The organism is Micromonospora rosaria (genome assembly GCF_001567585.1).
Taxonomy (GTDB): domain Bacteria; phylum Actinomycetota; class Actinomycetes; order Mycobacteriales; family Micromonosporaceae; genus Micromonospora; species Micromonospora rosaria.
Map to the genome: position 1 here is coordinate 1 of NZ_LRQV01000248.1, position 4,407 is coordinate 4,407.

4 protein-coding genes are annotated in these 4,407 nt (G+C 77.4%); 1 reads left to right on the top strand and 3 read right to left on the bottom strand.

Annotated elements, in window-relative coordinates; translation table 11 throughout:
- A partial coding sequence (locus AWW66_RS31455; protein ID WP_067374280.1) for a phosphotransferase family protein occupies positions 1-814 on the bottom strand: 814 nt, incomplete at its 3' end.
- A 174-nt stretch (positions 815-988) separates the two neighbouring features.
- Between AWW66_RS31455 and AWW66_RS31460 the strand changes: the two genes are divergently transcribed.
- A complete protein-coding gene (locus tag AWW66_RS31460; protein ID WP_245648576.1) occupies positions 989-1,576 on the top strand; it encodes a sigma-70 family RNA polymerase sigma factor in 588 nt (195 codons plus the stop codon).
- A 243-nt stretch (positions 1,577-1,819) separates the two neighbouring features.
- Here the strand turns inward: AWW66_RS31460 and AWW66_RS31465 are convergent, their stop codons facing one another.
- Both AWW66_RS31465 and AWW66_RS34720 read right to left on the bottom strand, forming a co-directional pair.
- Complete coding sequence (locus AWW66_RS31465) at positions 1,820-2,608, bottom strand: zf-HC2 domain-containing protein (protein WP_067374284.1); 789 nt, start codon at positions 2,606-2,608, stop codon at positions 1,820-1,822.
- 153 nt (positions 2,609-2,761) lie between these two features.
- On the bottom strand, positions 2,762-4,407 hold a 1,646-nt coding region (locus AWW66_RS34720), incomplete at its 5' end, for an alkaline phosphatase family protein (RefSeq protein WP_067374288.1).

Consider the following 4,407-nt stretch of genomic DNA (forward strand, 5'->3'; position numbering starts at 1 on the left):
GCGCGGCGTCGGCGTACCGGCGGTCTCCCTCGTCGAGGCCGAAGGCCAGGTCCTCGAGGAGCGCGCACCGGGCGTGGAACGCGGCCCGGGACAACGCCCCGTCGTCGAGCAGGCCGGTGAGCGCGTCGTGGACGCGGGCCGCCGGGCCCGGACCGAGGTCGCGGTAGAGGCGGCCGAGGTCGCGGGCCGGGTCGGTGCCCGCCGCGTCCGACCAGTCGAGCACCCCGGTCAGCCGGGTTCGGGTCGGCTCCGCCAGCAGGTGCTCGGCGCCCAGGTCGGCGTGGCAGAACAGCCGGATCGCCGGCTCCGGTGGGGGCGCGGTGGCCAGGAATTCTGCCACCAGGGCGCGCTGCCCGGCGTCGAGCACCGGCGCGATCCGGGCCGCCGTCTCGGCGGCCTCGGCCAGGTACCCGGACAGGGGATGATCGTCCGGCTCGACCAGGTCCGCCGGGAGCGCGTACACGGCGGCGAGGAAGCCGGCCAACTGCTCGACCAGCCGGTCGGGGTCGGGGCACGGCTCGGCCAGCAGGGACGTGCCGGGCAGCCGGCGCAGCACCAGCAGCCCCTGCTCGGGCGCGGCGGCGACGACCGTCGGCACCGGGATCGGGGACACCCGGGCCACCGCCTCCAGGACCCGGACTTCCCGCTCGACCGCCGCCGGTCCGTCGTCGTCCTCCTCCGGCCGGCGTCGCCGCACCACGAACACGCCGTCGAGGTCGTACGCGTCGTGGTCGGTGCCCGCCCCGAGCGGCGTGAGCGCACCGATCTCGTACCCGCCGAGCAGGCGTCGGACGGCTCCGGTCAGCCCGTCCACCGGGCACCTCCCGGGACGGCGGCACCGGCGTGCCGGAACGAGTGGATGCTTCGCTGCGAGATCACCGGACGGACGCTAGCACCGGTGTCACCGGTCGGCCGCACGGCCCGGGAACCGTCCGCCCGCGGCCGACGACCAATGGGCGGTGCCAGCGGTACGCGAAAGGTGGGACCAGTGACCCGACCAGAACCGGCGGACGAGATCACCGGGTACGCGTTCGCCGCGGGCCGGGGCGACAGCGCCGCCGCGGCGGCGTTCGTCCGCGCCACCCAGCACGACGTCCGGCGCTTCCTCGTGCACCTGTCCGGGGCGCGCGAGGTCGACGACCTGGTCCAGGAGACGTACCTGCGGGCCTGGCGCAGCCTGCCCGGCTTCGCCGGTCGCTCCTCCGCGCGGACCTGGCTGTTCGCCATCGCCCGGCGGGTGGCCGTCGACCACGTCCGGGCGGCCGTGGCCCGTCCCCGAACCACCGGCGTCGCCGACTGGCACCGGTTCGCCGACGAGACCGGCGCCCCGGCCGCGTCCGCCCCGGACGGCGAGGTCACCCTCTGGGGCCTGGTCGACGATCTGGTCCCGGAGCGCCGGGAGGCCTTCGTCGCCACCCAGGTCCTCGGCCTGTCCTACGCCGAGGCGGCACGGGTGTGCGGCTGCCCGATCGGCACGATCCGCTCCCGGGTCGCCCGCGCCCGGGAGGACCTCGTCGCCGCGCTGGCCACCCCGGCCGCCGGCCCCGCACCGCAGCACCGGCGCGGCGTCGGCTGACCGGGACGCGGCGTCGGCCGCCGGGGCCGGTCAGGTCCCCCGGCGACCCGTCGGTCGACCCACCCGGCGCGGCAGCGGCCGTACGCCCACCGGGTCAGCCCACCGTGGGGCGGCGGCGGCCAGGCGCCGGCCGGGGCGCGCCCCTGCTCCCGGACCACCGGGTCGTGGTGCGGCTCCCGGAGGAAGTCGGCGATCGCGCGGTCGTGGTCGGGCGTCGGCGTCCCGACCGGCCGGAGCAGCGCCTCAGGCGGCGCGGCGGTCGCTGCGGGCCTGCGCGGAGTGTGGTGGGAGCAGCCGCAGCGGGGCCGGCGGTGGGACGTCGTCGGCCTGCAACCGCCACCGGGACCGCGACGGCCGGCGTCGTTCCGGCGGCGACCCGCCGGAGCGCAGCCCCGGCCGGGACAGCAGCACGGTGATCAGGTAGCCGCCCACCAGGAAGCCGTGGCTGGCCAGCCGGGGCATCGCCACCTGCGCGGTGAGCAGGTCGTTCACCGACAGCAGCAGCAGGGTCGCCACGAACGCGCTGAGCATGGGCAGCAGCCCGGCCGGGGGGGTCCGGCGCAGCGCGACGAAGACGAAGCCGGCACCGACCGCGACGTTCCACGCCGCCGCCTCGTGCCACAGGTGCTGGCCGGTGAGGTGCACGTGGTCGGTCCCGCCCCGCCCGACCTGAACCAGGCCGAGGACCAGTTGCACCGCCCCGAGCAGGCCCAGCGCGGCGCGCAGGCCCGCCACCGCGCCGGTCCGCCACCGGGACCAGCCCTCGTCCGGCAGCAGCCGGCCCCACCGTGCCGCCGGGCGCCACCCGGACCGGGCCGGCGGCGGCGCGGCGGCGAGGATCGCGTCGGTCAGGTCGGGCACCGTCGGCGCCAGCCGGGTCCGGGACCGCCGGGTGACCCCGGCCGCCAGGTCCAGCCAGGTCCGGCAGCCCGCGCAGGTGTCCAGGTGCCCCTGCGCGGCGGCCCGCTCGGTGGGCGTCTCCTCACCGTCCAACTGTGCCGACAGGATCTCCCGCCACTGCTCGCACCCCATGTTCCGATAGTCGCTCATCGGGGCTCCCCGGTTCCCGCCGGGCGGCCGGGACGCGCCGGTGGACCGTCGTGACCGTGGCCACCGGCGGTCCGTCCCGGGACGGCGGACCGACGACGACCGGCGCCCCCCCCGGCCGGGACCGGTGCCCGCCGGCTACGGGCCGAACGCGGTCAGGAACCGGTCCCGGAAGGCGTCCATCCGCCACACCGGGGCCTGCGGACCGGGCCGCAGGCCCTCCGTCCAGCCCCAGCCCGAGATCCGGTCCAGCACCGCCCGGTCCCGGGTGACCAGGGTGACCGGCACGTCCCGGCTGGCGTTCGGTCCGGTGATCACGGGGGCGGGCTGGTGGTCGCCGAGGACGACCAGCACCAGGTCGTCGTCACCGTGCCGCTGCACGTACGAGACCAGGGTGCGCAGCGAGTACTCGATCGAGCGCCGGTAGTCGGCGCGCATCCGGGTGGTGGTGCGGGTGACGTCCTCGACGTCGCCCTCGGTGGCCCGGTGGTAGACCGAGCCGTCGCCCACCTCGGCCCAGTCCACCAGCCGGGGTCGGGGGGTCCACGGGGAGTGGCTGGAGACCAGGGCGATCTCCGCCATCAGCGGCCCCCGGTCGGTCCGGGCCCGCTCCAGCCGCTCGAACGCCGACAGCGTGTACTGGTCCGGTACCGGGGCGTAGCTGAACGTCGGGCCCTGGTAGCCCAACGTCCGCGAGTCGTAGAACCGGTCGTAGCCGTAGAACCGTCCCTCCGGCCAGGCCCGGGTCACCGCCGGCATCACGCCGACCGTGGTCCACCCGGCCCGCTGGAAGGCCCGGTTGAGGGTCATCCGGTCGCTGGCCAGCAGGCTGCGGTGCCGCTGCTCGTTGTCGATCCACAGCCCGGACAGCGTCGTGGCGTGCGCCAGCCAGCTCCCGCCGCCGGTGGTCGAGGAGGTGAGGAACCCGCTGCGCGCGCCGTACCCGGCGGCGGCCAACCGGCGGTCCCCGTCGGCCAGCACCGCGCCGACGCCCTCGGCCAGCTCGGGGTCCTCCACCGCGTCGCGGCCGTAGCTCTCGACGAACGCCAGGATCACGTCCTTGCCCCGCAGGGCGGTCAGCAGCTCCCCGCCCGGCGTGTCGGCGTACGGGTCGTCGGTCACCTCCGCGTCGAAGGTCTCCCGGTCCCGCAGCCCGGCGCGTACCTGGGCGGCGTGCGCGCCGACCAGCCGGCTGGTGCTCCGGTCGGCGACCGGTACGGCCGGCACGATCCGTACCCCGAACGCCGCGACGACCACCCAGGCCACGGCGAGGGCCGCGACGGTCCGGACCGCCGGCCCCCGGTGCCGGACCGCGAGCCGGGTCAGCCGCAGCGCGGCGAGCGTGCAGGCCACGAGGAGCACGAGCGCGAGCAGCACCGCCGCGACGACGGCGGCGGTCGCGCCGCCCCGGCCCACGGAGTCGGCGAGGAAGGCCACCGCGTCGTCGAGCAGGGTCCAGTCCAGGACCGGGTCGAACGGCCGGGCCAGGGTGGCGAAGAACCCCATGTCCATGACCTTCAGGACGCCGAGCAGGCCGAGGGTGAGCCCGACCAGCCCGGCCAGCACCCGCCGGGCGACCGGCCGGGCCCCGAGCGCGAGCAGCACGGCGGCGGCGACGATCGGTTCCACCGGCAGCCGCAGGAACGCCCAGGGCGAGGAGCCGCCCAGGTGGTTCGGCGCGAGCAGCACGCCCAGCAGCAGCAGGCCGGCCAGCCCGGTGGTGACCCGGCCGGCCAGGGTCCGCCACCGGCCCCGCCCGGCCCCGGCACGGTCCGGGCCACGGC